The organism is Azospirillum sp. NS33 (assembly GCF_059703765.1).
In genome coordinates, this window is the sequence record NZ_BAAKJB010000035.1 from 24,805 (window position 1) to 43,113 (window position 18,309).

Here is an 18,309-nt window from a genome sequence, read left to right on the forward strand (position 1 = left end):
GTCAGTCGGCGAACACGGTGCCGTCGAACAGCTTGCGCGCGGTGCGCAGCATCGCCGCGGTGGCGACCGAGCCGTCCTCGGCCATGGTCAGCACCACCGTGGTCTCGCCCGAGGGGTGCTCCACCGCCACGCTGCGGGTGGCTCCCCCGGGCATCGCCGCCAGGGCGGCGGCCGGCGATCCCTCCAGCGCGCAGGCGGTGGCGACGCTGACCGCGCCCAGCACGCCGATGGAGGCGTGGCAGTCGTGGGGGATGAAGGTGCGGGTGGAGATCGCGCCCCCCGCGGCCGGCGGGCTGACCAGGGTCATCTTCGGCACCGACTTGGCCGCGACGTCGCCGAGGTTCATCAGCGGCCCGGCCTTCAGGCGGATGCTCTCCAGCCGCGCCTTGAGCGCGGTGTCGGCGTCGAGCCGCTCGCGCGTCTCGGTGCCGGCGATGCCGAGGTCGGACGCCCGCAGCAACACAACGGGCATGCCGTTGTCGATGCAGGTGACCTCCACCCCGTCGATGACGTCGACCACGTTGCCGGTGGGCAGCAGCGCCCCGCAGCTCGACCCCGCGGTGTCCTTGAACTCCAGCGGGACCGGGGCGGCGGTGCCCGGCACCCCGTCGATGCGGGCGTCGCCGGCGTAGGCGACGCGCCCACCCGGCGTGCGCACCGTCGCCACCGCCACCTGGCCGGTGTTCTCCATGAAGATGCGGACCCGCGTCTCGCCGTCGCGTGCCGCCACCAGACCCCGCTCGATGGCGAAGGGGCCGATGCCGGCCAGGATGTTGCCGCAGTTCTGCGCGTCGGTGACGATGGCCCGGTCGACGAACACCTGGAGGAACAGGTAGTCGACGTCCACCCCGTCGCGGGCCGAGCGCCGCACCACCGCCACCTTGGAGGTCAGGGGGTGGGCGCCGCCCATGCCGTCGATCTGCCGCGGGTCGGGGGAGCCCATGACCCGCAGCAGGAAGGCGTCGCGCCGGGCAACGTCCTCCGGCAGGTCCTCGGCCAGGAAGTACCCGCCCTTCGACGTGCCGCCGCGCATCCACATGCAGCGGGCGTCAGACATATTTCAGGCCCTTGTCCTTCAGCCGGCCGCGCATGTCGTAGATGTCGAGGCCGAGCTCGCCGGCGGCCAGGCGCTTGCGCTTGCCCTCCTCGGCGGCCATGCGGGCGCGGGCCTTCTCCAGCACCTCCGCGGCCTCCGCGCGGCGCACCACGCACACCCCGTCGTCGTCGGCGATCACCACGTCGCCGGGGTTGACCAGTTGGCCGGCGCAGACGATGGGGATGTTGATGGAGCCCAGGGTCTCCTTGACGGTGCCGGCGGCGTAGATGGTCTTGGCCCACACCGGGAACTTCATGGCGGTGAGGTCGCGGACGTCGCGCACGCCGCCCTCGGTCACCAGCCCGGCGCCGCCGCGGGCCTGCAGCGAGGTCGCCAGCAGGTCGCCGAAATAGCCGTCCTCGCAGGGCGAGGTCGGGGCCATGACGACCACGTCGCCCGTCTTCACCTGCTCGATGGCGACATGGAACATCCAGTTGTCGCCGGGCGGGGCGGAGATGGTCACGGCCGGGCCGGCGACGCTGGCGCCGCTGTAGATCGGCCGCATGTACGAGGCCATCAGGCCCTTGCGGCCCTGCGCCTCGTGAACGGTGGCGACCCCGGCCTCGGCCAGGCCGGCGACGATGGCGGCGTCGGGCCGCTCGATGGTCTGGACGACGACGTTCATCACAGCTCATCCACGGTGCGGGGGAACACGGACTGGAAGCCCTCGGCGTATTTGGCGGCGCGGCCGCCGGCCTGGCCGCCGGAGTTGCGGCGGAAGTGGTTGGCCCGGTTCTGCGCCAGGTTGGTGTAGTAGTCCCAGAGGTGCTGCTGCCCCTCCATGCACTCGATGGCGGCGCGCTTCTGGTCCCACACCTCGGAGATGTCGAGGAAGACGTCGGGCTTCCAGCCCATCTGCTCGGTCTGGTGCGGCTCGAACAGGTAGAGCTGGGGCGCCCCCAGAACCGTCTGGCCGGGGTTGTGGCCCCAGGCCTGGGCGATCATCCGGCACTCCAGGGCGATGCGCGTCGCCCCCATGTGGTCGGTGTTGTAGGGGTCCCAGAGCGAGTGGCTCATCATGAAGTTCGGCTGGACCGCGCGGATGATGTCGACCAGCGCGAACTTGGCGTCGCGGTCGACGTCGAGCGGGTAGTCGCCGAGATCCATGAAGCGGATGTCGTGGGCGGACAGCGCCGTGGCGGCCCTCTCCGCTTCGGTCCGGCGGGCGGCCTTCACCTGCTCCAGGGTCGCGTCCTGCTTCCACAGCTTGGCGGACTCGCCGCGCTCGCCATAGGACAGGCAGACGATGGTGACCTCGTAGCCCAGCTTCTGGTGCAGGGCGATGGCCCCGCCGCACCGCCACACGAAATCGGCGGCGTGGGCGCTGATCACCAGGGCCGTTTTCTTCTCGCTCATGGACTGGAATTCCCCTCCTGACGCGTGCCGGGACCCGGCGGGACGGCCCCCGCGGCGGCCACCCGGCGGGCGTGGACGTCTACGGCGCCAGCATTCCGCATGCCGGAGCGGTTTTCTATTTCAAACTCGCGCCTCTCGTATAAGATTTTGCTATAGGTGCCGCTTGTGCGGCGCAGCAACGTCGGGAATTGAATAGGTCGACATGACCCGCCCCGTGCCCAACCTCCGCCATCTCCGCGCCTTCCAGGCGGTCGCCCAGAGCCGGAGCATCAGCGCCGCCGCGCGCCTGGTGTTCATCTCCCAGCCCGCCATCACCCAGGCCATCGCCAAGATGGAGGCGGCGCTCGGCGCGCCGCTGTTCGAGCGGCGGCCGGACGGCGTCTTCCTGACCGAGCCCGGGCGCCTGTTCCACGACCGGGTGGAGCGGATGATGCGCCACCTCCAGACCGGGGTGGCGGAGATCGTGCGGGCGGCGACGCGCCGCGGCGGGCGGCCGCAGAACCTGGAGCCGATGCTGACGGGGGTGCAGCTGCGCGCCCTGATCGCCATCGCCGACGCCCACAACTTCAGCCTGGCGGCCCGCGCCATCGGGGTTTCGCAGCCCGCGCTCCACCGCGCCGCCCGTGACCTGGAGCACCTCGCCGACGTGCCGCTGTTCGAAAAGGCGAGCGGCGGCATCGCGCTCACCCGCGCCGCCGAGGTGCTGGCGGTGCAGGCCAAGCTGGCCCTGGCGGAGCACGACAAGGGGCTGGAGGAGCTGGCCGACTGGAAGACCGCCGACAGCGGCCGGCTGGTCATCGGCGCCATGCCGCTGGCCCGCACCTTCCTGCTGCCGACCGCCATCAACGCGCTGATGCGCGAACGCCCGGAGGCGCGGGTGGAGGTGGTCGACGGCCCCTACGAGGACCTGTTGCACAGCCTGCGCCAGGGCGACCTGGACCTGCTGGTCGGCGCCCTGCGCAACCCCGTGCCGATCGAGGACGTGGTCCAGGAGGCGCTGTTCGACGATCCGCTGGCCATCGTCGGGCGGGCCGGCCATCCGCTGGCCGGCAAGGGGCGGATCGACATCGCCGACCTGGCGCGCTGCGGCTGGGTCGTCTCGCGCCGCGGCACGCCGACCCGCGACCATTTCGAGCAGCTGTTCGCCGAGGCCGGCGTGGCCCCGCCGCGCAGCCTGGTGGAGACCGGCGCCATCAATCTCATCCGCGGCCTGCTGACCGCCAGCGACCGGCTGACCCTGGTCTCGCTGCACCTGATCCGTCACGAGATGCAATGGGGGCTGCTGGCGCCGCTGCCCTTCACCCTGCCGCACACCGCCCGGCCGATCGGCCTGACGGTGCGCCGCGACTGGCGCCCCACCGCCGCCCAGGCCCGCTTCATCGCCTTGATGCAGGAGGCCGGGCGGGTCATCCATGCGACCTAGTTTCGCACCTCGTTATGCGCAAATTGAATAGCAGGGGCAGGCAATCAATATCGCTGTCATGCAGTCCGGTGGTAAACCGGGCAGGACGGGAAGCGGGGTGCGCGCATGCGCCCCGCACCACAGGGAAACGGACACCGAGCTCATGCCCGACACCTTGCACATCGCCTGCATCGGCTTCGGCGAGGCGGCCTCGGCCTTCGTCGCCGGCTGGCGCCCGGCCCTGACGGACAAGGGGCTGGCTGTCACCATCACCGCCTACGACATCAAGACCGACCACGCCGACCCCGCCATCCGCGCCGCCAAGCAGGCGGACTATGCACGCGCCGGGGTGACCGGCTGCGCCACTCCCGCGGCGGCGCTGGAGGGGGCGACGCTGGTCTTCTCGCTGGTCACCGCCGACCAGGCCGCCCGCGCCGCCGCCGCCGCCGCCCCGCTGCTGGGCGACGGCGCGCTGTTCTTCGACGGCAACTCCTGTGCGCCGGGCACCAAGCGCCGCTCCGCCGAGGCGGTGGCCGCCGGGCGCGGCCGCTACGTCGACGTGGCGGTGATGGCGCCGGTCCATCCCAAGCTGCACAGGACGCCGCTGCTGATCAGCGGCGAGCACGCCCAGGCGGCGGCGGCGGCGCTGGCCGGCCTGGGGATGGACGCCAGGATCGCCGAGGGTGCGGTGGGCACCGCCTCCTCCATCAAGATGATCCGCTCGATCATGATGAAGGGGATGGAGGCGCTGTTCGCCGAGTGCGTGCTGGCCGGCCGCAAGGCCGGCGTGGACGAGGTCGTGCTCGACAGCCTGGACGCCACCTTCCCCGGCTTCGACTTCAAGGGCAAGGCCGCCTACAACCTGGAGCGGGCGATGACCCACGGGGTGCGGCGCGCCGCGGAGATGCGCGAGGTGGCGCTGACAGTGGCCGAGCTGGGCCTGCCCAACGGCATGGCCGCGGCGACCGTGGACTGGCAGCAGCGCATCGGCGAGATGACGATCGCCGCCGCCGAGGGCGAGGGCTACCAGGCACGCGCCGACCGCGTGCTGGAGGGGCTGGGGCACGCCCCGGCGCGGCGCGACGTGCCGCCGCCGGCCTACGCCGACATCCCCGGCACCTTCGTCTTCGACGCCGAGCAGTCGCGCCAGGGCTACCACCTCAACATGTTCTGCATGTCGCTGCGCCACGCCGCCAACCGCGAGGCCTTCAAGGCCGACGAGGAGGGCTACGTCGGCCGCTTCGCCATGACCGAGGCGCAACGCCAGGCCGTGCTCGGCCGCGACTGGAACGAGATGCTGCGGCTGGGCGGCAACATCTACTACACGTCCAAGCTGGCGGCGACCGACGGCATCAATTTCCAGCAGCTCGCGGCGCGCATGACCGGCGTCAGCGAGGATGACTATCGCCAGATGATGCTGGGCGGCGGACGCCCCATCGCCGGCAACCGCAGCAAGAAGGAATGGGGCCATGGCTGAGATCGTCGCCGGGGTCGCGACCTCCCACGTGCCCGCCATCGGCGTGGCCATCGACCAGGGCAAGACCGGGGAGGCCTACTGGCAGCCGCTGTTCGCCGGTTTCGAGGAGTCCCGCCGGTGGATCGCCGAGCAGAAGCCGGACGTCGTCATCGTCGTCTACAACGACCACGCCACCGCCTTCTCGCTGGAGGTCATCCCGACCTTCGCGCTGGGCTGTGCGGCGGAGTACATGCCGGCCGACGAGGGCTGGGGGGCGCGGCCGGTGCCGGTGGTCAAGGGCCATCCCGAGCTGGCCTGGCACATCGCCCAGTCGGTCATCCTCGACGAGTTCGACCTGACCATCGTCAACAAGATGGAGGTCGACCACGGGCTGACGGTGCCGCTGTCGCTGCTGTTCGGCCAGCCCGAGGACTGGCCGTGCCCGGTCATCCCGCTGGCGGTCAACGTGGTCCAGTACCCGCCGCCCACCGGCAACCGCTGCCTGCAGCTGGGCCGCGCCATCCGCCGCGCGGTGGAGAGCTTCGACCGCGACCTCAAGGTGGTGATCTTCGGCACCGGCGGCATGTCGCACCAGCTCCAGGCCCAGCGCGCCGGGCTGATCAACCCGGAGTTCGACAACCGCTTCCTCGACCTCATCGTCGAGGACCCCGAGGCGGCGGCCGCCATCCCGCACGTGGAGTACCTGCGCGAGGCGGGGTCGGAGGGCATCGAGCTGGTGATGTGGCTGGTCATGCGCGGCGCGCTCACGGGCCGCGTCCACCAGCGCCACCGCCACTACCACGTGCCGGCCTCCAACACGGCGGTCGGGCACCTGGTCCTCGAATGCGAGCGTGAGTAGGAGACCCGCACCATGAAGATCTGTGTCGCCGGCGCCGTCGGCGCGTTCGGCATGAAGCACCTCGACGCCATCGCCAAGATCGACGGCATCGAGGTGGTGTCCGTGGTGGGCGGCGGGCCCGACGACGTGGAGGGCTTCGCCAAGGAGCGTGGCATCCCCCACGCCACCAAGGACCTGGCCGAGAGCCTGGCGCGCGACGATGTCGACGCGGTGATCCTGGCCACCCCGACGCCGGTGCACGCCGCCCAGGCGATCCAGTGCCTGGAGGCCGGCAAGCACGTGCTGGTCGAGATCCCCATGGCCGACAGCCTGGCCGACGCCCGCCGCCTGGTCGAGGTGCAGGCGCGCACCGGGCTGGTGGCCATGGCCGGCCACACCCGGCGCTTCAACCCCAGCCACCAGTGGGTGCACAACAAGATCAAGGCGGGTGAGCTGACCATCCAGCAGATGGACGTGCAGACCTACTTCTTCCGCCGCACCAACATGAACGCGCTGGGCAAGCCGCGCAGCTGGACCGACCATCTGCTGTGGCACCACGCCTGCCACACCGTCGACCTGTTCCAGTACCAGACCGGCCAGACCGCCTCCCACGCCTTCGCGCTGCAGGGGCCGATGCACCCGGAGCTGGGCATCGCCATGGACATGAGCATCGGCCTGAAGGTGCCGTCCGGCGCCGTCTGCACGCTGTCGCTGTCGTTCAACAACAAGGGGCCGCTCGGCACCTTCTTCCGCTACATCTGCGACAACGGCACCTATGTGGCGCGCTACGACGACCTGGAGGACGGCGAGGGCAAGGCCATCGACCTGTCCGGCGTGGCGGTGTCGATGAACGGCATCGAGCTGATCGACCGCGAGTTCTTCTCCGCCATCACGGACGGCCGCGAGCCCAACGCCAGCGTCGCCCGGTGCCTGCCGGCCATGGAGACCCTGGACCGGCTGGAACGCTCCCTGGACGCCAATGGCTGAGGCGGCGATGCCCGTGGCGGGGGCCATGCCGCAACGCCGCATCGGGCCCTTCGCCGTGTCGGCGATCGGCCTGGGCTGCATGAACCTGTCCCACGCCTACGGCACCCCGCCCGACCCGGCCGAGGCCGGGCGTCTGCTCAACGAGGCGCTCGACCTCGGCTACACCCTCTTGGACACCGCCGCCCTCTACGGCATGGGCGCCAACGAGCGGCTGGTGGGTGCGGCGGTGGGCCACCGCCGCGGCGAATACGTGCTGGCCAGCAAGGGCGGCATCGGCCCCAACGCGGACGGCCGGCGCGAGATCGACGGCCGGCCCGAGACGCTGCGCCGGACCTGCGAGGACGGACTGAAGCGGCTGGGCACCGACGTCATCGACCTCTACTACCTGCACCGCTGGGACAAGCGCATCCCCATCGAGGACAGCGTCGGCGCGCTGGCCGACCTGGTGGGCGAGGGGAAGATCCGCGCCATCGGCCTGTCGGAGGTGTCGGCCGCGACCCTGCGCCGGGCCCACGCCGTCCACCCCGTGGCCGCGGTGCAGACCGAATACTCGTTGTGGACGCGCAACCCCGAGATCGCCGTGCTCGACGCCTGCGCCGAGCTGGGGGTCGGGTTCGTCGCCTTCTCGCCGCTCGCCCGCGCCTATCTGACGGGGGCGCTGCGCGACGTCGCCGGGCTGGCGCCCACGGACCTGCGGCGCGGCATGCCGCGCTTCCAGCCTGACGCCTACGCCGCCAACCTCGCCCTGCTCGACGGCGTGGCGGCGGTGGCGGGCGAGGCCGGCTGCACCATGGCCCAGGTGGCGCTGGCCTGGACGCTGGCCAAGGCGCCGCACGTGGTGCCGATCCCCGGCACGACGCGGCGCGACCATCTGCGCGAGAACGCCGGTGCCGCATCGCTCGCCCTGGACGCGCCGCTGGTGGCGCGCCTGGAGGCGATCGTCAACCGCCACTCGGTCCGGGGTGCGCGCTACCCCGCGGCCGCCCAGGTCGAGATCGACACCGAAGAGTTCGCCTGACATCAACGGTCTTCAACGAAGCACAACATTCGGGAGGTTTCACCATGCTCAAGACCATCGCGGCCGCCGCCGTCCTCGGCACCCTCGCGTGCGGCGCAGCCCTGCCGGCCCAGGCGGCCGAGGTGACGCTGCGCTTCGCCCATTTCTGGCCGGCGGTGTCCGAGGCCCAGCGGGACCTGTTCCAGGCGTGGGCCGACACCGTCACCAAGGAGTCGGACGGCCGCATCGAGGTGCAGATCTACCCCTCGGCCACTCTGGCCAAGCCGCCGGCCCAGTACGAGGCCGTCAAGAACCGGGTCGCCGACATGACGACCACGGTGCAGGGCTACACCGCCAACCGCTTCCCGCTGACCCAGGTGGTCGAGCTGCCGGGCATCGTGAAGAACGCCAAGCACGGCTCGTGCGTCATCCAGTCCCTCTATGACGAGGGGCTGATCGCCGGCGAGTACGGCGACACCCGGCCGCTGTTCCTGTTCACCCACGGCCCCGGCCACCTCCACACCGCCTCCAAGCAGATCCGCGCGCCCGAGGATCTGGCCGGGCTGCGCATCCGCCGCCCGACCGCGGTGGTCGCCAGGATCCTGGAGGAGGCGAACGCCCAGCCCGTCGGCATGCCGGCACCGGAATCCTACCAGGCGCTGCAGCGCGGCACCATCGACGGCGTGTCGCTGCCGTGGGAGGGCGTCCACTCCTTCCGCCTGAACGAGCTGGCCAAGCACCACACCGAGATCGGCCTCTACACCCTGTCCTTCCTCATCACCATGAACAAGGAGGTCTACGAGGGCATGCCGGCCGACCTGAAGGCGGTCATCGACGACAACTCCGGCATGAAGTGGGCGGAGAAGGCCGGCGTGGTGTTCGACAACCTGGACGACGCCGGGCGCGCCGTGGCGGTCAAGGAAGGCCACGACATCGTCACCATCAAGGACGGTGTCGCCGACCCGGCCTGGAAGCCGATCGTCGACCGCGCCACCGAATCCTACCTCGCCGACCTGGAGAAGCAGGGCCTGCCGGCGCGCAAGGTCTACGACCGTGCCCGGGCGCTGGCCCAGAGCTGCCAGGGCTGAGGCCGCACGGCCGAGGGGGGAGGTCCCTGTGAAACCACTCGTGGACGCGGCGTTCCGCGTCGCCCAGGCGCTGTACCACATCGCGGGTGTGTTGCTGATCGCCATGATGCTCGTCATCCTCGTCGACGTGGTGAGCCGAAGCACCTTCGGATTCACCGCCGGGGCGGTCGATTTCACCTTCACCGGCGGCATTGAGATCGTCAGCTACCTCCTGCTGTTCATGGTGCTGTTCACGCTGCCCTACGCCGTCGCGCGCGGCCAGGTCATCGTCGACCTGTTCACCAACGGCCTGAGCGAGCGGGCGAAGAGCGTGCTGGCCGGGGTCTACACCCTGGGCTTCGGCCTCATGGGCATCGGCATGACCACCCGCTTCGTCGAGGCGGCGGAGCGGGTGGCGATGACCGGCGAGTCGACCCAGGACCTCCTCATCCCCCTCACCTACATCTACGGCGTGACCGCTTTCGCCACCGCCGTGCTGGCGGCACGCGGGGTGCTCGTGGCGCTGCAGCAGATCTTCCAACGCGGCGAACCATCATGAGCGCACCCCTCATCGGATTCCTGTGCATCGCCGGCATGCTGGTGCTGATCGCGCTCCGCTGCCCGGTGGCACTGGCCATGGCGACGACCGGCTTCGTCGGCTTCGCCTGGATCGTGGCCTTCAACCCGGCCATGTCGATCCTCGACAGCGGCCCCTTCGAGACGCTGTCCAACTACTCCTTCAGCCCCATCCCGATGTTCATCCTGATGGGCGTTTTCGCCTCCAAGGCGCGCATGTCGGCGGAGCTGTTCTCCGGCGCGCGCAGCCTGTTCGGCGGCTGGCGCGGCGGCATGGCGCTGGCGGCGGTCAGCTCGTGCGGGGTGTTTTCCGCCATCTCCGGTTCGTCGCTGGCGACCGCCGCCAGCATGGCCCGGGTCGCCCTGCCGGAGATGAAGCGCAACGGCTATTCCGACTCGCTCGCCACCGGCACCCTGGCGGCCGGCGGCACGCTGGGCATCATGATCCCGCCCTCGATCGCGCTCCTGCTCTACGCGCTGGTGACCGAGCAGAGCGTGGGCGACATGTTCATCGCCGGGGTCATCCCCGGCCTGCTCGGGCTGGTGCTGTACTGCGCCACCATCGCCCTGGTGGTGGCGCTGAAGCCGTCGCTGGCGCAGCCCGGCGAACCCACCAGCCTGCGCGAGAAGGTCCTCGGCCTGAAGGGGCTGGTGCCGTTCGGCGGCATCTTCCTGTTCATCATCGGCGGCATCTACGGCGGCATCTTCACGCCGACCGAGGCGGCGGCGGTCGGTGCGGCCGGCACCTTCGTCGTGGCGCTGGTGCGCGGCATGACCTTCCAGCAGTTCGGCGAGGCGGTCGAGGAGACGCTGATGCTGACGGCGATGATCTTCTTCATGATCATCGGCGCGGAGATCTTCGGCTACTTTCTCTCGGTCTCGCGCATCTCGTTCTCGCTGGTGGAGATGGTGCAGGGCTGGAACCTGCCGCCGCTGGCCGTGCTGCTGTGCATCCTCGTGCTCTACACGCTGCTGGGCTGCGTGATGGACAGCATCGCCATGCTGCTGCTGACCGTGCCGGTGGTCTATCCGCTGGCCCAGGCGGCCGGCTTCGACCCCGTGTGGTTCGGCATCGTCACCGTCATCACGGTGGAGATGGGCCTGATCACGCCGCCGGTCGGCATGAACGTGTTCGTCATCAAATCGGTGGCCCCGGAGGTGCCGATCGCCGACATCTTCCGCGGCGTCATGCCCTTCGTGATGTCGGACCTGGTCCGGCTCGCCCTGCTGATCCTGTTCCCGGGCCTCGCCCTGGCCCTGCTCTGACGCGTCGGAAGGAGCCCGCCATGAGCGCCTATCAGTGGAGTCCCGACCTCAGCGTCGGCGAGCCCGACATCGACGCCGAGCACCGGGAGCTGTTCCGCCTGCTGCACCGGCTGGAGGCGGCGGACGTGTCGGAATCGATCCTCTCCGACACCATCGACCACCTGGAACATTACGCCCGCGAGCACTTCGCCCACGAGGAGGCGCTGATGCGGCGCTGCGCCTATCCCGGCTACGACGACCACGTGCGGCGCCACAGGCTGTTCGTCGAGTGGCTGGGCGCCGTCAAGATGGCCTACGAGCGCTCGGTCGAGACCTCGTTCGAGATCGGCGCCACGGTCAACGACTTCCTCGGCCGCTGGCTGGTGGAGCATGTGGGGACCGAGGACATGCGCTACCGCGACCACATCCGGAGCCTGCGGGACGGGGCGGCGTGACCGCTGCGCCGCCGACCCGGTGGGCGGTGGTGCTGACGGCGCTGTTCGGCGGCGTCGTCGCGGCGCTGCACCTGGGCAAGGTTCCCCCGGCGGTGCCGGCGCTGCGCGCCGAGCTCGGCCTCGGCCTGGTGGAGGTCGGCTTCGTCGTCTCGACCTTCAACCTCCTGGGCATGCTGCTGGCCCTGGTGGTCGGCGTCACCGCCGACCGGGTCGGCCGGCGCCGGCTGATCGGGCTGGGCCTGGCCTGCCTGATCGCCGGCGGGGCGCTGGGCGCGTCCAGCCACGGACTGGCGGCGCTGCTGTTCAGCCGCGTCGTCGAGGGCATCGGCTTCATCGCCGCCGCGGTCGCCCTGCCCACGGTGGTGATGGCCGCCGCCGCCGAGCGCGACCGCCCCCTGGCGCTGTCCTTGTGGAGCGTCTTCATGCCCGCCGGCATGGCGCTCGCGCTGGTCATCGCGCCGCCGCTGCTGGCCCTCGCCGGCTGGCGCGGCCTGTGGTGGGCGATCGCCGCGCTGGCCGTGGCGGCGCTGGCGGTGGTCGACCGGGCGGTGGCGCGCGTGCCGCTGCCGACCCGCCCCGCCGGCAGCCCGCTGCGCGTGCTGGTGGAGACGGTGACGCGCCCGGGGCTGCTGCTGCTCGGGCTGGCCTTTGCCGCCTACGCCTTCCAATGGGTGTCGCTCATGGTCTGGCTGCCGACCTTCCTGGCCGCCGACCTCGGCGCCGCGCCGGCGGTGGCGGCGCTGCTGACGGCGCTGGTGGTGGTGGTCAACGTGCCGGGCAACCTGTCGGGCGGCTGGAACCTGCGCCGCGGGGTGGCGCCGGCCCGGCTGATCGCCGCGGGCTCCGCCGGGATGGCGCTGGCGACCGTGGGCATCTTCAGCCACGCCCTGCCGGAGGTGGCGCGCTACGGGCTGTGCCTGGTGTTCTCCTTCACCGCCGGCATGATCCCGTCCTGCCTGTTCGCCGGCGCCCCCGGCCACGCGCCGTCGCCCGGCCACATGGGGGCGGCCAACGGCATCCTCATGCAGGGCTCGGCGCTGGGCCAGTTCCCCGGGCCGCCGATCATCGCCGCCGCGGTCGCCGCGGCGGGCGGCGACTGGGGCGGCGCGCGCTGGCCGCTGCTGGCCGCCGCCGCGCTGACCGTGGCGGCCGGGGTCGGCGCGTCGCGCCTGGCGCGGCTCAGCGCAGCGGCAGGGCCACCACCAGGTCCGGCCAGGGGCTGCCGTCGGTGAAGGCGGCGTCCACCCGCACCAGGTCGGGCAAGCGGCTCGTGCGCTCCCAGCGGTCGCGCCAGCGCGGGGTCGGGTCGTCCACGGCCGGCCCGAAATAGCGGAAGGTCACGGCGGACAGCCCCTCCAACAGCACGGCCCGGCGCGTTTCCGGGCCACCGGGCGGAGGGCCGGGCGAAGGCCCGACCAGGAGATCCAGCCGCAGCGCCCCCGTGGCGGCCACGGCGGCCAGGGCGACGCGGTGCGGCCCGCCACCCACCGCCCCGGCGGGGCGCGCCGCCAGGAAGACGGCGCCGTCGGGGCCGCCGGTGAAGATCCCGCCGGCCGCCGCGGCGCCGGCCAGCCGCCCCGGCAAGGCCTGGGCCAGGGCCTGGCGGATCAGGGAATGGGCGGTGGCGGTCCGCTCCAGCCGGTCCAGCCGGCGGTCCCCGGCCTCCCACGCGCGCCGGCCCAGGTGCAGCCCGCCGGTGGTCATGGCGACCGCCGCCCCGAGCAGGGTCACGGCCAGCAGCAGCTCCAGCAGCGTGAAGCCGGCGGCGCGGTGGCGGATCGCCGGGGTGATCATCGCGGCGGGCACCGCGGCGCTCATCGCGGCGCTCACCGGGCGGGCACCGGCAGCGCGACGGCGGCCGGGTCGGCGGCGACCGCGGCGGTGCGCAGGGTGGTCAGCGCCAGCGTCCGCGGCGGCTCGCCCCAGGTCACCGACGCGGTGACGCGGAACAGCCCGATGGTGGTGCCCACCTCCACCGCGTGCACCGCCACCTCCGCCACCGCGAGCGTCCAGGCGAAGCCGTCGCCGCCGCCGTCGCCGCCGCTGCCGGAGCGGCGCAGCCCGGCGGCCAGCGCCGGGGCGGCGTCGACCGCGGCGAGCAGGGAGCGCGCCCGCTCCACCGCGAACACCCGGTCCGGTGCGGATTCCGCGGTGCGCGCCGCCAGGGCGGCGACGCGGAACACCAGCACCGCCACGGCGGCGACCAGGGTCAGCGCCACCACCGCCTCGAGCAGGGTGAAGCCGGCCCGGTCAGGGCCGCGCGACCGTTTCCACCCGCACCAGGCCGGTCGGCCAAAGCGTCCGCACACGAACCGCGCTCCTCCCATCCGACAGGATCACCGTGCCGCCGGCGGAGCTGCCGTCGGCGAAGAACCGTATCGCCCCGCCGGCCGCGTCGTCCACGGCGACGCTCAGGCCGGACGGCCAGGCGACGACGCGCCCGTCGGCACCCCGGTAGCGCCGCCCCGGCCCGTCGACGGCGACCACGACGGGGCGGTTGCCGGCGACCGCCGCGGCGCGTGCCGACCGCAGGGCGCGGGCCAGTTCCTCGGCCGCCGCCGCCGGGGTGGCGCCGCCCCGCCCCAGGCCGAGCGCACCGGCAACCCCTGCCGACACGAGCGCCAGCAGGACCAGGACGATCAGCGTCTCCGCCAGGGTGAAGCCGGCGGCGGCGCTACCAGCTGGTGACGTCGCGGTTCTCGCCGTCGCCTCCCGCGGTCTGGTCGGCGCCCAGGGTGTAGAGGTCGAAGTCGCCGTGCTGCCCGGGAATGCGGTAGACGAAGGGCTGGCCCCAGGGGTCCTTGAGGGCGTCGAGCTTCTTCAGGTAGGGGCCATTCCAGCCGTCGGCGCCCTGCGGCCGTTCGACCAGGGCGGCCAGCGCCTCCTGCTGGGTCGGGTAGCGGCCGACCTCGAGGCGGTAGAGGTCGAGGGCGCCGGCCACCGTCTCGAGCTGCACCGCCGCCGTTTTCTGCTTGGCCGAGCCGAGCTGGCGGAACAGCTGGGGGGCGGCCAGGACCGCCACCACCATGCCGAGGATCACCAGCACCAGCAGCATCTCCAGCAGCGTCACCCCGCGCTCGTCGCGTCGCCGCTTCCGCGTCGTCATGGCCGTCCCGTCGCTGCCCGCCGCTTCCATCGGGCGGCATCAGAGCGGTGCCACCGTGGCCATGCAAGGGGAATCTCCCGTCCCTGCGGCGCGCCGCGCCCGCTCATCCCGCAAGCTCGCCCAGGCTGAGGATGGGCAGCAGCACGGCGACGATGATGCCGCCGACCACCAGGGCCATCGCCACCGTGAGCAGCGGCACCAGGAGCGCCGTCAGGCCCCGCGTGCGCCGGTCGACCTCGCGGTCGGCGAGGGCCGCCAGCTCGGCCAGGGCGGGGGCGAGCCGGCCGCTCTCCTCGCCGATTCGCACGATCTGCGCGGCGAGCGGCGGGAACCGGCCGCTCGCCGCGAAGGGCGCCGCGAAGCCGCGGCCGGCCGCCACCTCGCGCTCCACCGCGGCGACCGCATCGGCCAGGGCGGCGTTGCGCAGCGCGGAGCGGGCGATCGGCAGGGCCTGGCTCATGGCGATGCCCTGGCGCAGCAGGGGGCCCAGGGTGTGGGCGAGGCGTGCCGTCTCGGCCTGAACCAGGATGCCGCCGAGGACCGGCAGGGCCAGCAGGCGGCGGTCCTGGGCCAGCCGCCCGGCGGGGTGGCGGCGGCGGCGCACCAGCCACAGCCCGCCGCCGCCGGCGGCCAGCGCCGGCAGCCACCACAGGCGGGCGGTCGCCTCGCCGACCGCCAGCAGGACCGCGGTCGGCCACGGCAGGGCGACGCCGGCGCCGTCGAACACGTCGCGGAAGCCCGGCAGCACCACCGCGACGATGACCACCAGGGAGAGCGCCACGGTCACCGTCAGCACCGCCGGGTAGGCCAGGGCGGCGCGCAGCCGGTCCCGCGCGTCCTCGGCGCGCTCCAGGTGCTCGGCGGCGGTGGTCGCCGCCGCGGCGAGGCGGCCGGCCGCCTCCCCCGCACGGACCATGCCCAGAGTGAATCCGTCGATCCGCTCGCGCTGCGCCGCCAGCGCCTCGGCCAGCGGCGCGCCGGCGCGCACCCGCTCGCGGGCGCGGCGCAGCACCCGGGCGGTGCGGCGGTCGGCGAGCGCCCCGGCCGCGGAGTCCAGCGCCTGGTCGAGGCCCAGCCCGGCGTCCAGCAGCATCGCCAGGGAGCGCAGCGCCGAGGCCACCGCGCGCGGTGCCAGGCGGGCCGCGCGGCGTGCTCCGGCCGCCTCGGCGGCGCCGTCGCCGGGGGCGGGCTCCACCGCCACGGGAAGCCACCCCTGGGCGCGCAGGTGGCGCACCAGCGCCGGCGCGTCGGCCGCCTCGGCGACGCCGTCGCGGGGCTCGCCGCCGGCGCCGACGGCGCGGTAGCGGAAGCTGGGCATGGCCTACACCTCCCGGGTCACCCGGAGGACCTCCTCCAGGGTGGTCTCCCCGGCCAGCGCCTTGGCCAGCCCGTCCTCGTGCAGCGGGCGCAGGCCGCCGGCCTCGGCCACCCGCTGCAGCTCGTGGCTGTCGGCCTGGCGCAGCACGGCGCCGCGCAGCTCCTCGTCCATCACCAGCACCTCGGCGACGGCGAGGCGGCCGCGGAAGCCGGTGCCGTCGCACGCCGGGCAGCCGCACGCGCGGTAGAGCCGGCGGTCCGGCGTGGCCGGGGCGATCCGGTCGAGGTCGAGGCGGGCGGCCAGCTCCGGCGGCACCGCCATCGGCACGCGGCAGGCCGGGCAGAGGCGGCGCACCAGGCGCTGGGCGGCGATGCCGGCGACGGTGGAGGCGATGAGGTAGTCGGGCACCCCCATGTCGCGCAGCCGGGTCACCGTGCCGGCGGCCGAGGTGGTGTGCACGGTCGACAGCACGAGGTGGCCGGTGAGCGCCGCCTGGGCGGCGATCTCCGCGGTCTCGCCGTCGCGGATCTCGCCGACCATGACGATGTCGGGGTCCTGGCGCAGGATCGCCCGCAGCACCCGGGCGAAGTCGAGGCCGATGGCGGCGCGCACCGGCACCTGGGAGATGCCGGGCAACTGGTACTCGACGGGGTCCTCGACGGTGACGATGTTCCCGGTGGCGGCGTTGAGGCGCAGCAGCGAGGCGTAGAGGGTCGTGGTCTTGCCGCTGCCGGTCGGCCCGGTCACCAGGACGATGCCGTTGGACCGCTCCAACAGGCGCAGGTAGCGGCGCAGGGCGTCGTCGCCCAGGCCGAGTCCGGCGAGGTCGAGGATGGCCGCGTCGCGGTCGAGCAGGCGCAACGCCACCTTCTCGCCGTGCAGGGTCGGCAGGGTGGAGACCCGGATGTCGACGTCGCGGCCGCGCACCGCGACCCGGATGCGCCCGTCCTGGGGCAGGCGCCGCTCGGCGATGTCGAGGCGGGCCATCACCTTGAGGCGCGACGCCACCGCCGCGGCCCAGCCCGGCGGCGGCGGGTCGAGCGGGCGCAGCAACCCGTCGACGCGGATGCGGATGCGCAGCCCCTCGGCCTGCGGCTCCAGGTGGATGTCGGAGGCGCGGGCGGCCACCGCGTCGGCGATCAGGCGGTTGACGAAGCGGATCACCGGCGCCTCGCCGGCGAGGTCCTTGAGGCGCTCGGCGTCGGCCTCCTCGGCCGGATCGTCGGCCGCACCCGCGACCGCCTGCACGGCGCCGCCGGCGCCGTAGAGCCGTTCCAGGGCCGCCTCCAGCTCGCCGGCGACGGCGACCCGCCGCTCGACCCGCCGGCCGACCGCCCATTCCACGGCCCGGGCGGTGAAGCCGTCGAACGGGTCGGCCATCGCCAGCACCACCGCGTCGCCCGCCACGGCGACCGGCAGCGCCGCCCCGGCGCGCAGGAAGTCGGCCGGCAGTGCGTCGGCGAACAGCGGGGCCGCGGGGTAGGCGGCGGGGTCGAGGAGCGGCAGGCCGGCCACCGCGGCCAACGCCTCGGCGATGTGGCGGTCGGCCACCAGCCCCAGGCTGGCCAGGGTCGGGGCCAGCCGGCCGCGGGTCGCCGCGGCGGCGCGCCGGGCGCGGTCCAGCGCCGCGCCGTCCAGCAGGCCGCGCTCCAGCAGGGCGGCGGCGAGGCGGTCGTCGGGGGCGGGAAGGCCGGCGGCGGCGGAGGTCATGGTGTCACACTAAGCAGGATCCCCCTTGGGGTGCCACATTTGATAGACCGATGCGGGACCCATCAAATGATGAATCGCGACCACGGTTGGGCGGCCTCGGGTCGTGGCGACACGGAGCAGGTGTCGCAGGTGAGGGCGTTGGCGCGGTCGAAACGGCGGGACCAAGCCGACCGAGCGCGCGGCTGGCGGAGGCGTTCAAAGCCCATCGGTGGCGGCTTTCCGCAGCCCGCCGGCTCATGACGGTGTTGGCCGGCCACGCGGTGCCGGCCAACACGGCCCTCGGTCCGCTGAACCACGCCCGCTCAAGCCCGCCGCATGGGACGCCGCCGCTCCCCACAGGGGGCGAACGTCAGCATGATTGCGTCGACAGATACGCTCATTGAGATAATGATAATTTGTTTTGCTCTTTAACGGAACAAATTATCACGATACTCTGCCCATCAAGGATGAGAAGAACCATTCTGATCGTTCGTTCGTGTGCTTGTCTTTTCCCAGGAACGCCGATCTGGAAAGGAATTCAGACCATGAGTCTCAAGATTCCAATCTTCCTTTTCGGCACAAACTTGAACGACGACATGGTCAGAAGCGTCGTCGGCGAAACCGTCCTCGCTGGTGCCGGCAACGACACCTCTGTCGGGTGCCGGTGGTGCAGACGTCCTCTTCACCTGATCCTCGGGGAACAAGCGCATTTCAGCGTCGC

The 18,309-nt window shown here is 72.8% G+C and carries 19 protein-coding genes and 1 pseudogene; 10 read left to right on the top strand and 10 right to left on the bottom strand.

Annotation, left to right across the window (positions count from 1 at the left end; genetic code table 11):
- Position 1: 1 nt before the first annotated feature.
- From AC6H2I_RS24415 to AC6H2I_RS24425, 3 genes are read right to left on the bottom strand one after another with little or no spacing between them, the layout of a single operon-like run.
- Positions 2-1,057 (bottom strand): 4-oxalomesaconate tautomerase, encoded by a 1,056-nt coding sequence (locus AC6H2I_RS24415; protein WP_497503365.1) that lies wholly within the window; start codon positions 1,055-1,057, stop codon positions 2-4.
- Entirely contained in the window at positions 1,050-1,721 is a 672-nt protein-coding gene (locus AC6H2I_RS24420) for a 4-carboxy-4-hydroxy-2-oxoadipate aldolase/oxaloacetate decarboxylase (protein ID WP_497503366.1), read from the bottom strand. Before AC6H2I_RS24420 ends, AC6H2I_RS24415 begins: the two co-directional genes overlap by 8 nt.
- Entirely contained in the window at positions 1,721-2,452 is a 732-nt protein-coding gene (locus AC6H2I_RS24425; protein WP_497503367.1) for a PIG-L deacetylase family protein, read from the bottom strand. The genes AC6H2I_RS24420 and AC6H2I_RS24425 overlap by 1 nt, the downstream gene beginning before the upstream one ends.
- A 202-nt stretch (positions 2,453-2,654) precedes the next feature.
- Here AC6H2I_RS24425 and AC6H2I_RS24430 point away from each other — a divergent pair, with 202 nt between their 5' ends.
- From AC6H2I_RS24430 to AC6H2I_RS24475, 10 genes are all read left to right on the top strand, one after another.
- Entirely contained in the window at positions 2,655-3,875 is a 1,221-nt protein-coding gene (locus AC6H2I_RS24430; protein ID WP_497503368.1) for a LysR family transcriptional regulator, read from the top strand.
- 142 nt (positions 3,876-4,017) lie between these two features.
- Positions 4,018-5,331 (top strand): protocatechuate 4,5-dioxygenase subunit alpha, encoded by a 1,314-nt coding sequence (gene ligA / locus AC6H2I_RS24435; RefSeq protein ID WP_497503369.1) that lies wholly within the window; start codon positions 4,018-4,020, stop codon positions 5,329-5,331.
- Complete coding sequence (locus tag AC6H2I_RS24440) at positions 5,324-6,169, top strand: class III extradiol dioxygenase subunit beta (protein ID WP_497503370.1); 846 nt, start codon at positions 5,324-5,326, stop codon at positions 6,167-6,169. The genes ligA and AC6H2I_RS24440 overlap by 8 nt, the downstream gene beginning before the upstream one ends.
- Before the next feature lie 12 nt (positions 6,170-6,181).
- Positions 6,182-7,135 carry a Gfo/Idh/MocA family oxidoreductase gene (locus tag AC6H2I_RS24445; RefSeq protein WP_497503371.1) on the top strand — a complete coding sequence of 318 codons (954 nt, stop codon included), beginning with the start codon at positions 6,182-6,184 and terminating at the stop codon, positions 7,133-7,135.
- Positions 7,128-8,153, top strand: a complete 1,026-nt coding sequence (locus tag AC6H2I_RS24450; protein ID WP_497503372.1) for an aldo/keto reductase — start codon at positions 7,128-7,130, stop codon at positions 8,151-8,153. Before AC6H2I_RS24445 ends, AC6H2I_RS24450 begins: the two co-directional genes overlap by 8 nt.
- 44 nt (positions 8,154-8,197) lie before the next feature.
- Positions 8,198-9,220, top strand: a complete 1,023-nt coding sequence (locus tag AC6H2I_RS24455) for a TRAP transporter substrate-binding protein (RefSeq protein WP_497503373.1) — start codon at positions 8,198-8,200, stop codon at positions 9,218-9,220.
- Positions 9,221-9,248: 28 nt separating this feature from the next.
- Positions 9,249-9,758, top strand: a complete 510-nt coding sequence (locus tag AC6H2I_RS24460; RefSeq protein WP_497503374.1) for a TRAP transporter small permease — start codon at positions 9,249-9,251, stop codon at positions 9,756-9,758.
- The gene (locus AC6H2I_RS24465) at positions 9,755-11,041 is read left to right on the top strand and encodes a TRAP transporter large permease (protein WP_497503375.1); all 1,287 of its coding nucleotides are present in this window, start codon (positions 9,755-9,757) and stop codon (positions 11,039-11,041) included. The genes AC6H2I_RS24460 and AC6H2I_RS24465 overlap by 4 nt, the downstream gene beginning before the upstream one ends.
- Positions 11,042-11,061: 20 nt before the next feature.
- Positions 11,062-11,475: a bacteriohemerythrin gene (locus AC6H2I_RS24470; protein WP_497503376.1), complete on the top strand. Its 414-nt coding sequence runs from the start codon at positions 11,062-11,064 to the stop codon at positions 11,473-11,475.
- Positions 11,472-12,707 (top strand): MFS transporter, encoded by a 1,236-nt coding sequence (locus AC6H2I_RS24475; protein WP_497503377.1) that lies wholly within the window; start codon positions 11,472-11,474, stop codon positions 12,705-12,707. The genes AC6H2I_RS24470 and AC6H2I_RS24475 overlap by 4 nt, the downstream gene beginning before the upstream one ends.
- Here AC6H2I_RS24475 and AC6H2I_RS24480 read toward each other — a convergent pair.
- The 7 genes and pseudogenes from AC6H2I_RS24480 to AC6H2I_RS24510 all read right to left on the bottom strand — a co-directional run bounded on the left by AC6H2I_RS24480 (position 12,655) and on the right by AC6H2I_RS24510 (position 17,609).
- Positions 12,655-13,305 carry a type II secretion system protein GspJ gene (locus AC6H2I_RS24480; RefSeq protein ID WP_497503378.1) on the bottom strand — a complete coding sequence of 217 codons (651 nt, stop codon included), beginning with the start codon at positions 13,303-13,305 and terminating at the stop codon, positions 12,655-12,657. The two genes, AC6H2I_RS24475 and AC6H2I_RS24480, sit on opposite strands and share 53 nt — an antisense overlap.
- A complete protein-coding gene (locus AC6H2I_RS24485) occupies positions 13,302-13,784 on the bottom strand; it encodes a prepilin-type N-terminal cleavage/methylation domain-containing protein (RefSeq protein WP_497503379.1) in 483 nt (160 codons plus the stop codon). Before AC6H2I_RS24485 ends, AC6H2I_RS24480 begins: the two co-directional genes overlap by 4 nt.
- Positions 13,726-14,091 carry a GspH/FimT family pseudopilin gene (locus tag AC6H2I_RS24490; RefSeq protein WP_497503380.1) on the bottom strand — a complete coding sequence of 122 codons (366 nt, stop codon included), beginning with the start codon at positions 14,089-14,091 and terminating at the stop codon, positions 13,726-13,728. The genes AC6H2I_RS24485 and AC6H2I_RS24490 overlap by 59 nt, the downstream gene beginning before the upstream one ends.
- A pseudogene (locus AC6H2I_RS24495) lies at positions 14,086-14,139 on the bottom strand (prepilin-type N-terminal cleavage/methylation domain-containing protein); the annotation flags it as partial. The gene AC6H2I_RS24490 and the pseudogene AC6H2I_RS24495, both read right to left, overlap by 6 nt.
- A 10-nt stretch (positions 14,140-14,149) precedes the next feature.
- On the bottom strand, positions 14,150-14,581 hold the full coding sequence (gene gspG, locus AC6H2I_RS24500; protein WP_497503381.1) for a type II secretion system major pseudopilin GspG: 432 nt from the start codon (positions 14,579-14,581) through the stop codon (positions 14,150-14,152).
- 103 nt (positions 14,582-14,684) lie between these two features.
- Entirely contained in the window at positions 14,685-15,899 is a 1,215-nt protein-coding gene (locus AC6H2I_RS24505; protein ID WP_497503382.1) for a type II secretion system F family protein, read from the bottom strand.
- Between the two features lie 3 nt (positions 15,900-15,902).
- Complete coding sequence (locus AC6H2I_RS24510; protein ID WP_497503383.1) at positions 15,903-17,609, bottom strand: GspE/PulE family protein; 1,707 nt, start codon at positions 17,607-17,609, stop codon at positions 15,903-15,905.
- Between the last annotated feature and the right edge of the window lie 700 nt (positions 17,610-18,309).

Bases quoted from the DNA above. Each gene is read 5' to 3' on its own strand.
- AC6H2I_RS24440 (WP_497503370.1), top strand. From the start codon at position 5,324: ATGGCTGAGATCGTCGCCGGGGTCGCGACCTCCCACGTGCCCGCCATC.
- gspG (WP_497503381.1), bottom strand. From the start codon at position 14,581: ATGACGACGCGGAAGCGGCGACGCGACGAGCGCGGGGTGACGCTGCTG.
- AC6H2I_RS24445 (WP_497503371.1), top strand. From the start codon at position 6,182: ATGAAGATCTGTGTCGCCGGCGCCGTCGGCGCGTTCGGCATGAAGCAC.
- AC6H2I_RS24455 (WP_497503373.1), top strand. From the start codon at position 8,198: ATGCTCAAGACCATCGCGGCCGCCGCCGTCCTCGGCACCCTCGCGTGC.
- ligA (WP_497503369.1), top strand. From the start codon at position 4,018: ATGCCCGACACCTTGCACATCGCCTGCATCGGCTTCGGCGAGGCGGCC.
- AC6H2I_RS24450 (WP_497503372.1), top strand. From the start codon at position 7,128: ATGGCTGAGGCGGCGATGCCCGTGGCGGGGGCCATGCCGCAACGCCGC.
- AC6H2I_RS24505 (WP_497503382.1), bottom strand. From the start codon at position 15,899: ATGCCCAGCTTCCGCTACCGCGCCGTCGGCGCCGGCGGCGAGCCCCGC.
- AC6H2I_RS24425 (WP_497503367.1), bottom strand. From the start codon at position 2,452: ATGAGCGAGAAGAAAACGGCCCTGGTGATCAGCGCCCACGCCGCCGAT.
- AC6H2I_RS24470 (WP_497503376.1), top strand. From the start codon at position 11,062: ATGAGCGCCTATCAGTGGAGTCCCGACCTCAGCGTCGGCGAGCCCGAC.
- AC6H2I_RS24420 (WP_497503366.1), bottom strand. From the start codon at position 1,721: ATGAACGTCGTCGTCCAGACCATCGAGCGGCCCGACGCCGCCATCGTC.
- AC6H2I_RS24415 (WP_497503365.1), bottom strand. From the start codon at position 1,057: ATGTCTGACGCCCGCTGCATGTGGATGCGCGGCGGCACGTCGAAGGGC.
- AC6H2I_RS24465 (WP_497503375.1), top strand. From the start codon at position 9,755: ATGAGCGCACCCCTCATCGGATTCCTGTGCATCGCCGGCATGCTGGTG.
- AC6H2I_RS24510 (WP_497503383.1), bottom strand. From the start codon at position 17,609: ATGACCTCCGCCGCCGCCGGCCTTCCCGCCCCCGACGACCGCCTCGCC.
- AC6H2I_RS24430 (WP_497503368.1), top strand. From the start codon at position 2,655: ATGACCCGCCCCGTGCCCAACCTCCGCCATCTCCGCGCCTTCCAGGCG.